General features: G+C 35.3%; 13 protein-coding genes and 1 pseudogene. 3 read left to right on the forward strand and 11 right to left on the reverse strand.

Annotation, left to right across the window (positions count from 1 at the left end; genetic code table 11):
- Positions 1-200: 200 nt before the first annotated feature.
- From ASC72_RS05270 to ASC72_RS05290, 5 genes are all read right to left on the reverse strand, one after another.
- Complete coding sequence (locus tag ASC72_RS05270) at positions 201-1,640, reverse strand: TolC family protein (protein ID WP_056187909.1); 1,440 nt, start codon at positions 1,638-1,640, stop codon at positions 201-203.
- On the reverse strand, positions 1,633-4,800 hold the full coding sequence (locus ASC72_RS05275) for an efflux RND transporter permease subunit (protein WP_056187913.1): 3,168 nt from the start codon (positions 4,798-4,800) through the stop codon (positions 1,633-1,635). The genes ASC72_RS05270 and ASC72_RS05275 overlap by 8 nt, the downstream gene beginning before the upstream one ends.
- 89 nt (positions 4,801-4,889) lie before the next feature.
- Complete coding sequence (locus ASC72_RS05280) at positions 4,890-5,972, reverse strand: efflux RND transporter periplasmic adaptor subunit (RefSeq protein WP_056187916.1); 1,083 nt, start codon at positions 5,970-5,972, stop codon at positions 4,890-4,892.
- A 173-nt stretch (positions 5,973-6,145) separates the two neighbouring features.
- On the reverse strand, positions 6,146-6,493 hold the full coding sequence (locus ASC72_RS05285) for a hypothetical protein (protein WP_241775637.1): 348 nt from the start codon (positions 6,491-6,493) through the stop codon (positions 6,146-6,148).
- Between the two features lie 283 nt (positions 6,494-6,776).
- Complete coding sequence (locus tag ASC72_RS05290; protein ID WP_056187956.1) at positions 6,777-7,187, reverse strand: GNAT family N-acetyltransferase; 411 nt, start codon at positions 7,185-7,187, stop codon at positions 6,777-6,779.
- A gap of 184 nt (positions 7,188-7,371) precedes the next feature.
- Between ASC72_RS05290 and ASC72_RS05295 the strand changes: the two genes are divergently transcribed.
- Entirely contained in the window at positions 7,372-7,935 is a 564-nt protein-coding gene (locus ASC72_RS05295; protein WP_056187922.1) for a hypothetical protein, read from the forward strand.
- Between the two features lie 48 nt (positions 7,936-7,983).
- Here the strand turns inward: ASC72_RS05295 and ASC72_RS05300 are convergent, their stop codons facing one another.
- The 5 genes from ASC72_RS05300 to ASC72_RS05320 all read right to left on the reverse strand — a co-directional run bounded on the left by ASC72_RS05300 (position 7,984) and on the right by ASC72_RS05320 (position 13,551).
- Positions 7,984-8,598 (reverse strand): hypothetical protein, encoded by a 615-nt coding sequence (locus tag ASC72_RS05300; protein ID WP_056187925.1) that lies wholly within the window; start codon positions 8,596-8,598, stop codon positions 7,984-7,986.
- Between the two features lie 237 nt (positions 8,599-8,835).
- Positions 8,836-9,222: an ACT domain-containing protein gene (locus tag ASC72_RS05305; RefSeq protein ID WP_056187928.1), complete on the reverse strand. Its 387-nt coding sequence runs from the start codon at positions 9,220-9,222 to the stop codon at positions 8,836-8,838.
- 103 nt (positions 9,223-9,325) lie between these two features.
- Positions 9,326-11,197, reverse strand: a complete 1,872-nt coding sequence (locus ASC72_RS05310; RefSeq protein ID WP_056187931.1) for a M1 family metallopeptidase — start codon at positions 11,195-11,197, stop codon at positions 9,326-9,328.
- A gap of 384 nt (positions 11,198-11,581) precedes the next feature.
- Complete coding sequence (locus ASC72_RS05315; RefSeq protein ID WP_056187933.1) at positions 11,582-13,162, reverse strand: NADP-dependent glyceraldehyde-3-phosphate dehydrogenase; 1,581 nt, start codon at positions 13,160-13,162, stop codon at positions 11,582-11,584.
- Between the two features lie 77 nt (positions 13,163-13,239).
- Positions 13,240-13,551, reverse strand: coding sequence for a rhodanese-like domain-containing protein (locus ASC72_RS05320; protein WP_056187937.1), 312 nt, complete (start codon positions 13,549-13,551; stop codon positions 13,240-13,242).
- A 482-nt stretch (positions 13,552-14,033) separates the two neighbouring features.
- Here ASC72_RS05320 and ASC72_RS05325 point away from each other — a divergent pair, with 482 nt between their 5' ends.
- Positions 14,034-14,675 carry a Crp/Fnr family transcriptional regulator gene (locus ASC72_RS05325; protein ID WP_056187940.1) on the forward strand — a complete coding sequence of 214 codons (642 nt, stop codon included), beginning with the start codon at positions 14,034-14,036 and terminating at the stop codon, positions 14,673-14,675.
- A gap of 287 nt (positions 14,676-14,962) precedes the next feature.
- Positions 14,963-15,748, forward strand: coding sequence for a sulfite exporter TauE/SafE family protein (locus ASC72_RS05330; protein WP_056187943.1), 786 nt, complete (start codon positions 14,963-14,965; stop codon positions 15,746-15,748).
- A 136-nt stretch (positions 15,749-15,884) separates the two neighbouring features.
- Here the strand turns inward: ASC72_RS05330 and ASC72_RS23875 are convergent.
- Positions 15,885-16,070 (reverse strand): annotated as a pseudogene (locus ASC72_RS23875) (hypothetical protein); the annotation flags it as partial.

Genomic DNA, 16,070 nt, shown 5'->3' on the forward strand with positions numbered 1-16,070 from the left:
TCTTTCAAATATATTCTTTTCTTTTTTCAAATTACAAACTAATATTCAATAAGAACAACATAAAAAAAATCCCAATCCTACGAAGTTTCATTTTCACACAAACCAAATCAATCTATTTTCTTTCCTCTTCCTCCAAAAAAAAACCTCCCAGAATTTTACTTCTGAGAGGCTCCTACTAATAACTAATTAAAACAGGCATTCTACTTCCAACCCCCGCCTAAGTCCCTGTAAACATGAACGGCAGCATTGAGTTGTTCTTTTTTAGTATCGATCAGTTCTAATTTCGACTCTAATGCGTCTCGTTGTGTCATTAAAACTTCAAAATAATCAACTCTGGCCGATTTGAATAAATCATTAGAGACTTCAATCGAAGTGTTTAACGCATCAACTTGTTGTGATTTTAGATCATAACTCTTTTGAAGATTATCGATTTTAGAAAGCTGATTAGATACTTCTAAATAAGCGTTTAAAATAGTTTTATCATAATTATATAAAGCCTGAAGCTGTCTTGCATTGGCGCTAGAAAATTCGGCCTTAATGGCATTTCTGTTAATCAAAGGCGCAGCCAGATCGCCTGCCAAAGAATATAAAATGGATTCCGGGAAGGTGAACAGATAAGAAGGTTTGAAAGCCTGAACTCCAAACGCTGCAGAAATATCAAGTGACGGATAAAATTCGGCACGAGCTACTTTTACATCCAATTTAGCAGCAACCAATTGTAATTCTGCTTGTTTCACATCAGGGCGGTTCATCAACAATTGAGAGGGTATACCGGCACTAACTGAAGCTGGCAACAATGTTAAGAAGTTGCTGTTTGTTCTTTTAATTTCCTGCGGATAACGTCCTAACAAGAAATTAATTTTATTCTCATCTTCTTTGATTTGTTGTAAGATATCAAACTCCAGGCTTTTTGAAGTTAAAACCTCAGCCTCAAATTTCTTAACTCCCAATTCTGTAGCTCTCGCCGCCTGCTTCTGGATTTTTACAATTTCCAAAGCGTTTGACTGCAAAGTGATCGTCTGTTTTACAATATCCAGTTGACTATCCAAAGCTAATAATTCGTAATATGAATCGGCTATTTCAGCAATAAGATTGGTCACTACAAAGTTTTTACCTTCAACTGTTGCCAAATATCTGTTTACTGCCGCTTTTTTAGAATTGCGCAGTTTTTTCCAGATATCTACTTCCCAATTTGCATAAGCAGCAATGGTAAAATCTCCAAGCGGATCAGGTGTTTCAATACCTGGTTTGATTTCTGTAGTGGCATCACCAGCCCCTTGGCTGGTGTACCTACCTACTTTCTCTACTCCAGCTCCGGCGCGTACTCCGACAGTTGGTAATAAAAGGCCTTTGCGAACCCTAATATCATTTTTTGCTATTTCGATTTCCTGTAGCGTCATGTTTAACTCCTGATTGTTTTTCAGGGCCACATCAATCAAATCAACAAGGTTTTGATCCTTAAAGAACGCATTCCATTTTACAGTAGACGTATTGGTTGTGTCCTGAGCTTTTGCAATACCAAATGCTTCAGGAACCGGTGTGCTGGTCGTCGCCGTCTCTGCCGCAGGAGCTTTACAGCCCGCAACAGCAAGGCATAAACCTACCGCAACACTATATTGATATAATTTGAATTTAGACATGATTGTTATCAATTTCTTCAGTTAATGGATTCTCTTCTTCATTTTTAACCAGTTTGTGTTTCTCTGCAATTCGTCCGAAAATGTAATACAATCCAGGAATTACAAATACACCACAAATAGTTCCGATAAGCATACCTCCGGCAGCAGCTGTACCAATGGTTCTGTTACCAATTTTACCCGGGCCAGAAGCAAATGCAAGCGGCAATAATCCCGCGATAAATGCAAATGAAGTCATCAAAATAGGACGGAACCTCGCTTTCGCTCCTTCCATTGCAGCTTCAAGAACGGTTTTACCTGCAGCATGTCGCTGTATTGCAAACTCTACAATCAACACGGCATTTTTACCCAGTAAACCAATAAGCATTACCATCGCAACCTGAGCATAAATATTGTTTTCTAATCCCGTTACTTTCAATAAAAGGAAAGCTCCAAAAATACCTGCCGGCAAAGAAAGAATTACTGATAATGGCAAAATAAAACTTTCGTATTGAGCAGCCAAAACCAGGTATACGAATCCTAAACAAATAAGGAATACCCAAATCGCCTGATTTCCTTGTGCTACCTCATCGGCAGAAATACCTGCCCAGTCAATGTCAAATCCTCTAGGCAATTTTTTAGCCGCAACTTCCTGAATTACTTTAATTGCTGTTCCGGAACTATAACCCGGAGCAGGACCACCACTAATTTCCGTTGAGGTATACATATTATGTCTTGTAATTTCTGAAAGACCGTATACTTTTTCTAATTTCATAAAAGCAGAAAAAGGAACCATTTCATCACGATCATTTTTTACATACAATTTCAAAATGTCATCTGGTTGCGCACGATATTCTGGTGCAGCCTGAACGATTACTTTATAGTTAATTCCGTATTTAATAAAACTGATTTCGTAGTTACTTCCCACAAGAGTGGACAAAGTGTTCATCGCATTTTCGATAGAAACTCCTTTTTGTTGTGCCAAATCATTGTCGACTTTCATCATATACTGAGGGAAACTCGCACTAAAGAAACTAAACACGTTTGATAATTCCGGACGTTTGTTCAATTCTTCAACAAACTCTTTATTAACTTCTTCTACTTTTTTGAAATCACCTACACCAGTTTTATCCAGCAAACGAAGCTCAAATCCTCCTGCTGCTCCATATCCTGGTACTGCAGGCGGTTGGAAAAATTCGATATTGGCACCCGGAATATCTTTCGATTTTTCTTCCAGTTCCGTCATAATTTCCTGAACAGATTCTTTACGATCGTTCCAGTCTTTTAAGTTGATCAAACATGTTCCAGCGTTAGATCCGGTACCTTCCGTCAAAATTTCATAACCTGCCAATGAAGAAACAGATTTAACTCCATCTACTGTCTCGGCAATTTTTTGCAATTTCTCAGCAATATTATTGGTTCTTTCTAATGATGAACCCGGAGGTGTCTGGATAATAGCATAAAACATTCCCTGATCCTCATTCGGAATAAACCCGGAAGGAACTGTGCTACTAATCAACCATGTTCCGGCACAAAATCCAAGAAGTGCTATAATAGTAACCGCTCTTCTGTTTACGATTTTAGCTAATACATTTTGGTATTTACCCTGAGCAAGATTAAACTTGTTATTAAAACCATCTATAAATCTGTTGATAGGTGTTTTCTTTTTAGGTGTACCGTGATTATTTTTTAACATCATCGCACATAGTGCCGGTGTCAAAGTCAAAGCTACAATACCTGAAAGGATAATCGCCGTTGCCATCGTAATCGAGAACTGTCTGTAAAATACTCCAACAGGACCAGACATAAACGCAACCGGAATAAATACCGCCGCCATTAAGAATGTAATCGCTACAATAGCTCCTGCAATCTCGTGCATCGCTTTTTTAGTTGCTTTAAGTGGCGAAAGATGTTCTTCCTCCATCTTGGCGTGAACGGCTTCAATAACCACAATCGCATCATCGACGACGACCCCAATGGCCAAAACCAATGCAAACAACGTAATTAAGTTCAATGAAATATCAAAGAAGGTCATGAACACAAACGTTCCTACCAATGAAACCGGTACCGCAATTGCCGGAATAACCGTTGAACGCCAGTCTCCTAAGAAAAGGAATACTACCAAACCAACCAAAATAAAGGCTTCAATCAAAGTGTGAATTACTTTTTCGATAGAAGCGTCTAAGAATTTAGAAACGTCATAAGAGATTTCGTAATCCATTCCTTTTGGAAATTTTTGTTTGATTTTTTCCAGTTTGGCTTTAACGTCTTCGATAACCTGATTCGCGTTACTTCCGAAAGATTGTTTCAATACAATAGCTGCAGATGGTCTTCCGTTCAAATTCGAATAAATATCATACATCGAGCTGCCAAATTCAATTTTGGCAATATCTTTCAAACGCAAAAGTTCCCCGTTACTATTTGATTTTACAATGATGTTCTCATATTGCTCTTTGCTTGTAAAACGCCCTGAATATTTCAATACATATTCAAATGCCTGAGAACGTTTACCAGAACTTTCACCTGTTTTACCCGGCGAAGCTTCCAAACTCTGGCTTGATAATGCTTCCATTACCTCATCAGCAGATATTTTATAAGCTAGCATACGATCGGGTTTCAACCAAATACGCATCGCATATTCGCGTGTTCCTAAAATATCTCCGGAACCAACTCCATTTACCCTTTTCAATTCTGACAATACGTTGATATCGGCATAATTGTATAAGAACTTCATGTCGGTATTTTTATCCGTACTATAAAGATTCACATACATCAACATACTCGGAACCTCACGGGTAATCTTTACTCCCTCTCTTACTACTAAAGGAGGTAATTTATTAGTCACCGAAGCCACACGGTTCTGCACGTTAATAGCAGCCTGATTCGGATCAGTTCCTAAGTTAAATACAACCTGAATACTTGCTTCTCCATCATTTCCGGCATCAGAAGTCATGTATTTCATTCCGGGAACTCCATTTAAAGCTCTTTCTAACGGAATAACAACCGATTTGATCATCAATTCGCCATTAGATCCAGGGTAATCTGCCGTAACGTTTACCATGGGTGGAGAGATGGAAGGAAACTGGGTGATTGGTAAATTCATCACCGACAATATTCCTAAAAAGACAATAATCAGCGATATTACTATCGACAGAACGGGTCTTTGTATAAATTTATTAAACATTTATTTATTTTTTAATGATTAAACCATGTAAAAAGTTTTCTTTGTTTCAAGTTTCAGGTTTCGCACTGAACGTGAAACGTGGAACAAAACTATTCTGCTTTTACGCGTAAATGATTAATTACCGTTTGAGGAGATTGGAACTCATATTTAATTTTGTCGTTCTCTTTTACTTTCTGAACTCCTTCAAGTAAAATTTTATCATTTTCAGAAAGTCCTGTTTTTACTACATACAAATCAGGCACTTCACCTGTAATGGTGATTTCTCTTGAACTTACTTTATTGTTTTTATCAACAATAAAAACATATTTTTTATCCTGAATCTCGTAAGTAGCTTTTTGTGGAATCACAATAGCATTTTTAAGCGGAACAAGCATCTGAACTTTTCCGGTCTCTCCGTTTCTAAGTAATTTTTCTGAATTGGGAAATCTGGCTCTGAAAGCAATATTTCCGGTTTCATTATTAAATTCACTTTCGATAACCTCTACATTTCCTTTGTATTTAAAAGACTCTCCATTCGCTAAAAGCAAATTCACCTTAGTTTCTGCACGATCTTTTACATCCGTTTGGTATTGAAGATATTCCGGCTCAGATACATTGAAGTAAGCAAACATTTGGCTATTGTCTGAAAGGCTGGTTAACAATTCACCTTCGTCAATAAGACTACCTAATTTTAATGGAATACGGTCAATTGTTCCGTCAAACGGAGCTCTGATTTCAGTAAACGATAAATGAAGTTTTGCCAATGCAACCTCAGCTTTTGCAGATTGCAATTTTGCCTGAGCCACGCTCAATTCGTTTTTAGAAACGATATTTTTATCTGCCAGTAACTTCGAATTTTGCAATTCAATTTCTACAGATTTTTGCTCAGCCTGAGCCTTAAGCAATTCAGCCTGATACATGTTTGGCATAATTTTAAACAACAATTGGCCTTTTTTTACAAACTGGCCTTCATCAACATAAATGTTTTGTAAAAACCCTTTTTCCTGGGCGCGGAGCTCGATATTTCGGACAGATTTAATCTGCGAAACATACTCTTTGGTAAATGAAGTGTCAATTTTTACAGGGCTTGTCACTGTAAATTTTTCAACTTCTTCTTTTTCTTCTTTTTTTGATGTACAACTGGTTAGGCACAACAAGGCAAGCATGCCTGTTAACACGATAATTCTTTTCATGATTTTAATGGAAATTTAAGCGATTGAATGCTTGGAATGCGGTGATTCCTTGAGATGAAAAAATGCATCAGCAAGCCTAAGTCAGATCTTAAATTTCATATAAGAAGAAGTAAAAAAATATACATCAAAAGATATGCACGATCACAACAAAGGTGACTGATGTATATTGTAAATCAAATTCTTAATACTTGTTGAGTAATATAAATAGGATTTGATTGGCCACAAGATGAGCCGAAAATTTCAAAACGATTAAATGAATTCACAACGATCTGACGTGAGATTGTCAGATACCAGCTATCTAATAAGCTATAGTTTGTTGCAAAAAATTTATTACTTAAACCATCTTTAAGATCATTACCAAGACATTCTTCGTCAGGATCTACATCGGCATCCTCTATGATAGAGTTGCCCTGATCCTGAGTAGTGTATTTAACGCGGTGTCTTTTCTCCAGATAGTGATGAGAACTTTGGTGTGTTTCAGCATTAAGATATTGCCCTCCGCCTAGCAGAAGGAAATTCATAAACACTAAAAATACTATTAACTTTCTCATTTGGGTGCGAAAGTAAGTAAAGTATTTATACAAAAAAAGAAAATTTTATAAGCTTTAACATTTAAAAAAACACGAAAACGTTTTCATTATTTTTTTACTCAGAAATTATAATAAAACCTTAATAATTTCTTGCAAAATCTCATAAAAATATCATTTTGTAAACAAAAACTTACCAACAAAAGTAGTTGATCTTCCAAATAAAATCAAAATCGCAAATATTTGACCGCTACTATTTTATTCGGCAAAAATGGTTTCACCAGAAAAGCAAAATTTCCATTATTGAAAATTTCTGACCTGACTTAACAAACGTTTTACCAATATCTTTCATACCAAATTTCTCGTAAAATGACTTTTTATTGGTTCTCGCATTACACCATACTTTTCGCAAACCTCTATCTTTTGCAAGTTTCAAAATATAATTTAACAATAATGAAGCTATTCCTTTTCCCTGATAATTTTCCAATGTTGCTAATTTTCGAAACTGCATTTCATCATCAGTAATAAAACAAGAAACAATTGAAACTAATTTATCCTGATCAAACACTCCAAAATGTAGTCCTGAATTATCCTCTTCCAACTGCACAAATTCAAAAGGCTGATCTGGCCACATTACTTTGTGTCTAATTTCCCAGGTTTCTGAAGCTTTAAGTGCTACAATTTTCATTTTGCTATTGTTGTTTATCATACAAAACAAATTTACGAGATTTCAAAAGCACATTAATCAAAACGAAAAATTGACGTAACTCAATAAAATTCAGTACAATACATTGAAATAAATTCCAAATCATGATACTATTCTGGTTAAAAAGAATTATTTTTATGCTATGTAAAACCAAATAAATCCAATTATGAAAAAATTCATTTTAGCAGCATTATTATGTATTAGTATAAATGGCTTTGCACAATTGATACAATTTGGACCTCAATTTTCTTCTAATATAACTTCCGTTATTACAGATGATTTCAGTTCCAAGAGCTCTGGCTCTGACGTTGGTTTTGCAGGTTTTGTAAGAGTGAATTTATTACTTTTCTACGGTCAGGGTGAATTTGGGTATACATCTTCAAAATTTAGTGTTTCACAAACCGGAATTGGAGAAACCGAATATACATTAGGTGGAACAGATGCGACCTTAATTGCAGGTTTCAAAGTTGTTCCCTTAGGAAAACTAGGAAACATCAGAGTTTTTGTAGGTTACAACTGGAAAAATTATTCAGATATAAAAGCGAGCAATAGTCTTAATTACATTGCGTTTGAGAAAAACAACAGCAGTTTCCTTGGTGGTGCCGGAGTCGATTTATGGAGATTTACCGTAGATTATCGCTACCTGGCCGGTGTTACTGATCTTGACCCTTCCGGACGAAGTATTAAAACCGGGATCTCGAATTTCTCTGTAGGATTTAAATTCTTATAAATTTTAAATAGAGCATAAAAAAAGGGAATCAAATTGATTCCCTTTTTGTTATTTTACTTTACTGTAAAATCTTTCCAAATTATCAGCTTCTATTTTCTCAACACCGTTTTCTGTTTGTTTGGCAATATTGATTAAATGCAATATATCTGAATTTTCATTTAAAGAACAATTCCAGATAGTTCCATCGGATAGAATAATAGCCGAAAATAAGGCATCGGATTCATCTTTATTGTAATAAGTTAAATCTTCAGACCTGATCAATTTTTTCGCTTTCGTTTTGATATCCAATTCATAAAACAAAATCTGTTTTTGATTAATTTCTATCAATTCTTCTACCGTCTTAGGGGTATTGCTAGCAGCATTTACAGCCCAAAGCGGTTTGTCGCCATTCATTATCCAGGTTCCGACAACTTTATCCATGATGCTTTTTCTCAACATGGTTTTTAGGCTATCTACTTTTTTGATAGACTCTTTTCCTAACTCATTTTCAGGCTTAATTTTAGAAGCGATAGAAAATAAATCAAGTGCTTTTACAAACTCGGCTTTCTTGTAGCAGGAAACTGCCAATTCATACCTTGTTTTTTGAAATGCAACTTTTGAATCATTCTGGGCAATAATTGTACATGAGAATAGTAGAACAAGAAAAATTAGGGGCTTTTTCATTTGTGTTATTATTTTGTTTTTGCAAAAGTACAAGGTTAGAACCTAACTATTCTACGTCTTTCCTTATTTATACTGCGAATACTGAATTTTTAACATATTAAAACAAAAAAAACCAGCTTCTTGTTGATTATTTCAATGAATTATTCGCAATCATTCTTAAAAACTTACATAATTCACCTTAAATAATTAATAAAATTGAAACTTTTCGAAGAACAGCACCATTTTTTAAACTGAATTTTAAAATGCATTTAAAATCTGCATTGCTTTTTCCGTATCCTTTTTACCAACAAAAATATGATCATGATAAAATGCGGCCACAACATTACAGCTAATTCCTTTATCTGAAAGTGCTTTTGAAAACGCCGCTGTTAATCCGACGGCTTCCAAAGAAGAATGTACCGAAAGTGTTATCCAGGACATTGTCATTGAATATTCTAAATTCAATTTATCAGCAATTTCTTTTTTAAGAATTAATGTAATTGCTTCTTTTTCTTTAAAGAACATTTCAACTTCATACAAATTAAGATTTCCTAATTTCTCCACTTTACAAAAAACATAATCTCCAGAGTTATGTTCCGGCTTCATACTCTTTAGCAATATTTGCAAATCTTTCTCTCCAGACATTTTTGAATTTTATTAAGTTGATTATTTTAGTTTTAAAAATCACCGTTAAAAAATAAAAAACCGTCTTTCTCAATGAAAAAGACAGTTTAGAAATTAGCTTATTTTATTTTGAAATAAAAGTATTATTTGCCGGAGTGGCATCCATAAAAATGCCTCCATCAAGCGCAATACTTTTGATTTTCTTTTTGCTGTTTAAAGTAATAGTCGCCAGTTTTTGATTGCTTTCCCAAACTGCCGGAGTTTGATGAACAGTTTCTTTTGAATCATCCAAGTAAACAACTTTTACATCAAACGGAATTGCAAAACCTCCTGTGTTCGCTACTGAAACAGTATTTTTTTCAACACTTTTAACCGAAATATCAATGTAGTTATTGGTGAAAAACCAATTGTTAAAAAACCAGTTCAGATTTTTTCCTGAAGCGGTATTCATGGAGTTGAAATAATCCCACGGAATAGGGTGTTTTCCGTTCCAATTTTCCATATAGGCATGCAAAGATTTTTTGAACAAATCATCGCCAAGCAAATCTTTTAAAGCCAAATAAGAAAGTGATGCTTTACCATAGGAATTATTACCATAACCAGAATCTGACAACTGTGATGACATAGTGATGATGGGCTGATCTTCTTCGGTTGATGGATCACTTATGTATTGTTGTACCCGAAACTCTTTGTAAAATTTATCGGCAGCTTCTTTTCCGTGTTCGGCAATTCCAATTAAGTATTCAAAAGTTGTTGCCCAACCTTCATCCATAAAAGCATAACGTGTTTCGTTGATTCCCATATAAAACGGAAAATAAGTATGTGCTACTTCATGATCCTGAACCAATTGCGCAAAAACAGGATCTCCCATTTGAGAGTCGTTACACATCATTGGGTATTCCATATCGGCAAAACCCTGAAAAGCAGTCATTTTAGAAAACGGATACGGAATTCCCGGCCAGTTATTAGAAAACCAATCCAATGCATATTGATTGTTCTTGATTGAGTTCACAAAATCAGTTCCGGTCACATCATACGCTGCCTGTATACTGGCTCGTCGGTTTGTTTTTTTATCTACTACAACACTACCTGCATCCCATAAATAATGATCACTTAAACCAAAACAAACATCTGTGATATTTTTGGCTTCAAATTTCCAAACATTCCATTCGTTTTGTTTCGTTACAAGGCCACTTTTCATTTCCTGTTCATTGGCAATATGTACAACTTCATCTGTTGTGTAGGATTTTTTAAGACGTGAAGCAAATTCTGGCTGCAAAACCTCATCCTGATTTAATAAATCCCCTGTTCCGTAAACCACATAATTCTTTGGTGCTTTTACAGAATAGGTATAATCGTTAAAGTCATTATAAAATTCCTGACCCGAAGTATGAGGCAGATTATCCCATTTATTGTAATCGTCAAAAACAGAAACACGAGGATAACTATAAGCTACAAAAAATGTGGTATTATCAATTTGCCCTTCTCTTCCGCTCAATTTTGATAATGGATAATTCCAATCCATATCAATTGTCATTTTACTATGTGGTGGTAAAGGTTTTTTCATCTTTACGATTCCTACTGTCCCCCAGTTTTTAGCATCTTCCTTATAAACTATTCCCTCAATTTTTAAAGCTGTAATTGTTAAGCCATCGGTAAAAAAATCATCACTATTTTCTACGGCGCGTGATGCATTTTTTTTATGAATATTATTGACAAATCTTATTCGCAAATTTTTTAATGTATCGTTACTATTGTTTTCATAAACGATAGTTTCAGTTCCGCTAACTATTTTTGTGCTGGCATTAACTTGGAGCGCAATAGTATATTTACCATGATTCTGCCAATAATTTTTTCCCGGTTTCCCGTCCATAGAACGAGTGCCTTTTGCGTAAGCTTCTTTTATATTTCTAGGCATATAAAGCTCCTGTGCAAAGCTTTTTTGTGCAAGAAAAATAAATGCAATTACCACTAATTGAAGTACATTTTTTCTCATAACTTGTTTTAAGATTTTGATGATTTAATTGATTATAATATTAGTGGATTTTTTTAACGTAATGTTACACTTCTTTTTAAAATTATGCTTTTTGTTATATTGGACGTCACTTAACCGCAAAGATCGCGAGGAATTACGCAAAGGTCGCAAAGTTGATTTTTCTATGAGCTTTAGTTTTTCAGGCTGCCTACTCTATGGTGAGAATTGCACGCCAAGTCGCAAAGCCGCCAAGTTTAATAGATTTAAAAAACTTAGTGCCTTTGCGCCTTTGTGGCAAAAACCTTAGCAACTCAGAATCTCAGCACCTTAAAACCTTAAAAAAGAAAAACCGTCTTTCTCTGGCGAAAAAAGACGGTATCTACAATTAATATATAACCTTAATAACTACAAAATATAATCGGTATTAATAAAATTCGATTCTTTGCTGTTTAGCAATTCCTGCAAAATTTCATTGTTATACGCAATATCTTTTGAAGCCACGAACGTACGGATTGAAAACGAACGCAAAGCATCCGGAATACTTAAGGTTCCTACGGCAGAATCTTTACGCCCTGTAAACGGGAACGCGTCTGGCCCTCTTTGGCAAGAACTGTTGAGGTTTACCCTGCAAACTAAATTCACTAAAGCATCAATAAGCGGTGCTAAAGTTTTAATATCTTTTCCGAACAAACTCACTTGTTGTCCGTAATTTGATTCGGCCATATCTTCAAGTGGTTCGTTGATATCTTTGAACGAAATAATTGGCACAACTGGTCCAAATTGTTCTTCATGATACACTCTCATTTCTTTATTTACTGGATATAAAACCGCAGGAAAAATAAAATTATCGGTATGTTTTCCTCCTTTTTCATTCAGGATTTTTGCGCCTTTGTGTAAAGCATCATCAATTAATCCCTGAATATAAGCTGGTTTGTCCGTTTCCGGAAGCGGTGTTAAAGAAGCACCTTTATCCCACGGATTTCCAAATCCTAATGCGTCTACTTTTTCAGAAAAACGTCTGTTAAATTCTGCTGCAATAGATTCGTGAACATATAAAACTTTTAAAGCAGTACAACGTTGTCCGTTGAAAGATAAACTTCCTGCAATACATTCCTGAATCGCCAAATCTAAGTCGGCATCCGGTAAAATAATCGCCGGATTTTTAGCTTCTAAACCTAAAATCAAACGCAATCTGTTTTTGTTTGGATGCTGATCCTGCAATGCAATTGCCGATTTACTGTTACCAATTAAGGCCAAAACATCAATCTTTCCAGATTTCATAATTGGAGAAGCTACTTCACGGCCTCTTCCGTATACGATGTTGATTACGCCTTTTGGAAAACTGCTTCTAAAAGCTTCCAATAAAGGAGAAATACATAAAACACCATGTTTAGCCGGTTTAAAGATTACAGCGTTACCCATAATCAAAGCCGGAATCAACAAGGAGAAAGTTTCATTAAGAGGGTAATTGTAAGGCCCAAGACACAAAACAACTCCAAGAGGTCCGCGACGAATCATTGCGTTTACACCCTGTACTTTAGAAAAGTGAGAACTGCGTCCGTTTAATTCTTTATAACTGTCAATAGTATCCTGAATATATTCAACCGTTCTGTCGAATTCTTTTTGCGAATCTCCAAGGTTTTTTCCAATTTCCCACATCAAAAGTTTAACCACTTCTTCGCGGGTTTCCTTCATCTGTCTTACGAAATTTTCCATGCATTTAATACGGTCAACTACCTTCATCGTTGGCCATAAACCTTGTCCTTTATTATAAGCCGCATTGGCAGCTTCAACCACTTCAGCAGCTTCTTTTTCTGCCATGAACGGAATAGATCCTAATAAGGTCGGCGTATATTTTTCTGTAGAAGAAATAGTCGAAAATACAGGTGTGGTCTGTCCTGTCCATTTTTTTAATTCTCCATTTACAAGATAAGTATCTTGATTTATCAGGTTTGTAATCTGATATTCTTCGGGTATTAAACTCATAATCTGGTAATTTATAATTTGGTTATTAATAGCATTTTAAACGAAAAAAAGAGGCTATTCGTGCCTCTTCTTCTATCTTATGGATTTACGGTATCCCCTTCCCAGTCCAGAATTCCACCAAGCAGATTATAGGCATTATCTATACCTAACTCATTCATAATCTGACATGCTTTGGCACTTCTGGCTCCAGAACGGCAATACACATAATAATTTTTGTTTTTATCTAACTCTTCGATTTCATAAATAAAACCTTGTCCTTTATTGATGTCAATGTTTACGGCATTCTCGATATAACCGTCATTAAATTCGTCCTCAGTTCTTACGTCCAGTATAACTGCATTCTCGTCAGCAGCAAGCTGATTAACCCAATCTTCTTGTGATAAATTCATAATAAATGTGTTTTTGTAAAATTACGACGTTTCTATTAATTAAAAACGTACCAAATGCGATTTCGATTATTATTCTCAGAAAACGTTTTAGAGAAAGTATTATAATCAGTGAAACACAAATTTACTTACTATTTTTAAAAATATAGTCTATAAAGTCGATCGAAAATAGGATTTTTTCATTTTCATAAAATGCAGCCAAATATGGTTTTCTGATAATTTATACCATTTCAATCTGCTATCTTTGTATTAAATGAGATATTTTAATCTCATTTTGATAAAAAAGAGTAGCCACGAATTCACGAATTAGTTTGTGAAAAAATATATTTCAACATATAGAAACATAGTTTTACTTTGTAAAAAAAGAAAATGGAAGAAACTAGTTTCCACACATAGTCCCGAAGCGTCGGGATGTTTTGTAAGCAAGTGAAATGCCTTTTTTTAGCTATAAAAAACTATGACACTATGTGTTTAAAAAATAACCAATGCAAAATTCTTTAAAAGATATATTCCCAAATTTCTCTAGTGAACTACTTTCGACTATCGAAGAAAACGGCAGTGCTCAGGATTTTAAAGCCGGAACCATTTTAATGCGAACCGGACAGTACATCAAAAACACAGTACTAATTACCAAAGGAAAAATCAAAATCTATCGCGAAGGCGAAGACGGCGGTGAGTTTTTAATGTATTATTTACAACCCGGGCAAGCCTGCGCCATTTCGATGATCTGCACCGCTAAAAGCGAAAAAAGCCAAATCATGGCCAAAGTTGTCGAAGATGTTTCGGTTATGATGATTCCGCTGCAAATGATGGACAAATGGATGATGGAACACCGTTCCTGGTACGAATTTGTAATCGAAACTTACCGAAGCCGTTTTGAAGAAGTTCTGGAAGTCGTGGATAATATCGCTTTCCGTTCGATGGATGAACGCCTGGAATTTTATTTAAAACGACATTCTGATGCTTGTGGTTGTACTGAAGTAAAATTGTCACATCAGGAAATTGCAACCGAATTAAACACCTCGAGAGAAGTCGTTTCCAGATTACTCAAAAAAATGGAGCAAAGAGGTTTAGTCAAACTCAACCGCAACCAAATTGAGTTATTAAACACAAATTTCACGAATTAGCACGAAAAATTTAAACACATAGAAACATAGATTTACAAACTTGATAAAGGCGTGTCACTTGCATCAAAACATCCCGACGCTTCGGGACTATGTGTGGAAACTAGTTTCTTCCATTTTCTTTTTTACGCAAAGAATCCTATGTCTCTATGTGTTTAAAAATAAATCCGCGTTAATCTGTTTAAATCCGTTCTATCCGCGGGCAAAAATTCGCAGGCAAAAAAATCCTATGTGATAAATGTTACTGTAGATTTCTTTTTATCAAACCACCTTTGCATAAAACAAATGCAATGGAATATCTGGGTTATTTTGCTTCGATCATTATCGGCATCTCGCTGGGCTTAATTGGCGGTGGCGGATCGATATTGACTATTCCAATTTTAGTGTATTTGTTTAAAGTAAATCCGGAGCAGGCTACTTCTTATTCTTTATTCATTGTGGGATTAACCGCTATATTCGGGAGTTACAGCCATTACAAAATGGGAAATCTGAAACTCAAATCGGCATTGTATTTTGCAATTCCTTCAGTAATTTCGATTTTAATTATTCGTGAAGTTATTTTTCCACAGATTGCTTCTACTCTATTTTCTATCGCTTCTTATTCCGTTTCCAAAGATTTTCTGATTATGATTATCTTTTCGATATTGATGATTACAGCTGCAATTTCGATGATTCGAAAAAATCAACCGGAAATAAAAGGCGCTGAAACGAATTATATTCAACTCAGTTTTATAGGTTTAATTGTCGGAATCATAACCGGATTTCTTGGTGCCGGCGGCGGATTCTTAATTATTCCTGCCCTGCTCTTTTTCGCCAAATTACCGATGAAACAAGCCGTTGGAACTTCTTTATTAATTATCAGTATTAATTCTTCGATTGGTTTCACAGGCGATTTATATATTGGAACTCCGATCAATTATCCTTTTTTATTAGGCGTTTCTGCAATGGCACTTCTCGGAATGATATTAGGAAGTCAGCTATCTAAAAAAATTGACGGTACAAAACTGAAACCTATTTTTGGATGGTTTGTTTTGGTAATGGGATTTTATATAATTACTAAGGAGGTTTTATTTTAGGGATTTTTTTGGTTTCTCGCAGATTCGGCAGATTCGGCAGATTTTTTATTTAGAAATAGTTGTTTAATATTTGGGCGTTACCTCCGGCCCGGACTATCCGCTATATTCCCGATTAACAAAAACTACGGCTAAAAAGCTACCGTCTGGACACATCTCTAAAGAGTATCCAGCCTTGCATGACTGAATTGAATTTTTGCAGGCCAATCCAAAAGGTTGTGATACCAGGTTTTCTTTCAGAAAGATAACCTTTCCATCCTCCTAATCTAGCAATAGCCCATATATATCGTTTCAAATCGGACGATTTATATGGGTTTTTTAGAGA

It is taken from the genome of Flavobacterium sp. Root420, assembly GCF_001427905.1.
Lineage (GTDB): Bacteria > Bacteroidota > Bacteroidia > Flavobacteriales > Flavobacteriaceae > Flavobacterium.

Excerpts from the sequence above, each read along its gene's own strand:
- ASC72_RS05270 (WP_056187909.1), bottom strand. The coding sequence starts at position 1,640 with ATGTCTAAATTCAAATTATATCAATATAGTGTTGCGGTAGGTTTATGC.
- ASC72_RS05275 (WP_056187913.1), bottom strand. The coding sequence starts at position 4,800 with ATGTTTAATAAATTTATACAAAGACCCGTTCTGTCGATAGTAATATCG.
- ASC72_RS05280 (WP_056187916.1), bottom strand. The coding sequence starts at position 5,972 with ATGAAAAGAATTATCGTGTTAACAGGCATGCTTGCCTTGTTGTGCCTA.
- ASC72_RS05285 (WP_241775637.1), bottom strand. The coding sequence starts at position 6,493 with ATGAATTTCCTTCTGCTAGGCGGAGGGCAATATCTTAATGCTGAAACA.
- ASC72_RS05290 (WP_056187956.1), bottom strand. The coding sequence starts at position 7,187 with ATGAAAATTGTAGCACTTAAAGCTTCAGAAACCTGGGAAATTAGACAC.
- ASC72_RS05295 (WP_056187922.1), top strand. The coding sequence starts at position 7,372 with ATGAAAAAATTCATTTTAGCAGCATTATTATGTATTAGTATAAATGGC.
- ASC72_RS05300 (WP_056187925.1), bottom strand. The coding sequence starts at position 8,598 with ATGAAAAAGCCCCTAATTTTTCTTGTTCTACTATTCTCATGTACAATT.
- ASC72_RS05305 (WP_056187928.1), bottom strand. The coding sequence starts at position 9,222 with ATGTCTGGAGAGAAAGATTTGCAAATATTGCTAAAGAGTATGAAGCCG.
- ASC72_RS05310 (WP_056187931.1), bottom strand. The coding sequence starts at position 11,197 with ATGAGAAAAAATGTACTTCAATTAGTGGTAATTGCATTTATTTTTCTT.
- ASC72_RS05315 (WP_056187933.1), bottom strand. The coding sequence starts at position 13,162 with ATGAGTTTAATACCCGAAGAATATCAGATTACAAACCTGATAAATCAA.
- ASC72_RS05320 (WP_056187937.1), bottom strand. The coding sequence starts at position 13,551 with ATGAATTTATCACAAGAAGATTGGGTTAATCAGCTTGCTGCTGACGAG.
- ASC72_RS05325 (WP_056187940.1), top strand. The coding sequence starts at position 14,034 with ATGCAAAATTCTTTAAAAGATATATTCCCAAATTTCTCTAGTGAACTA.
- ASC72_RS05330 (WP_056187943.1), top strand. The coding sequence starts at position 14,963 with ATGGAATATCTGGGTTATTTTGCTTCGATCATTATCGGCATCTCGCTG.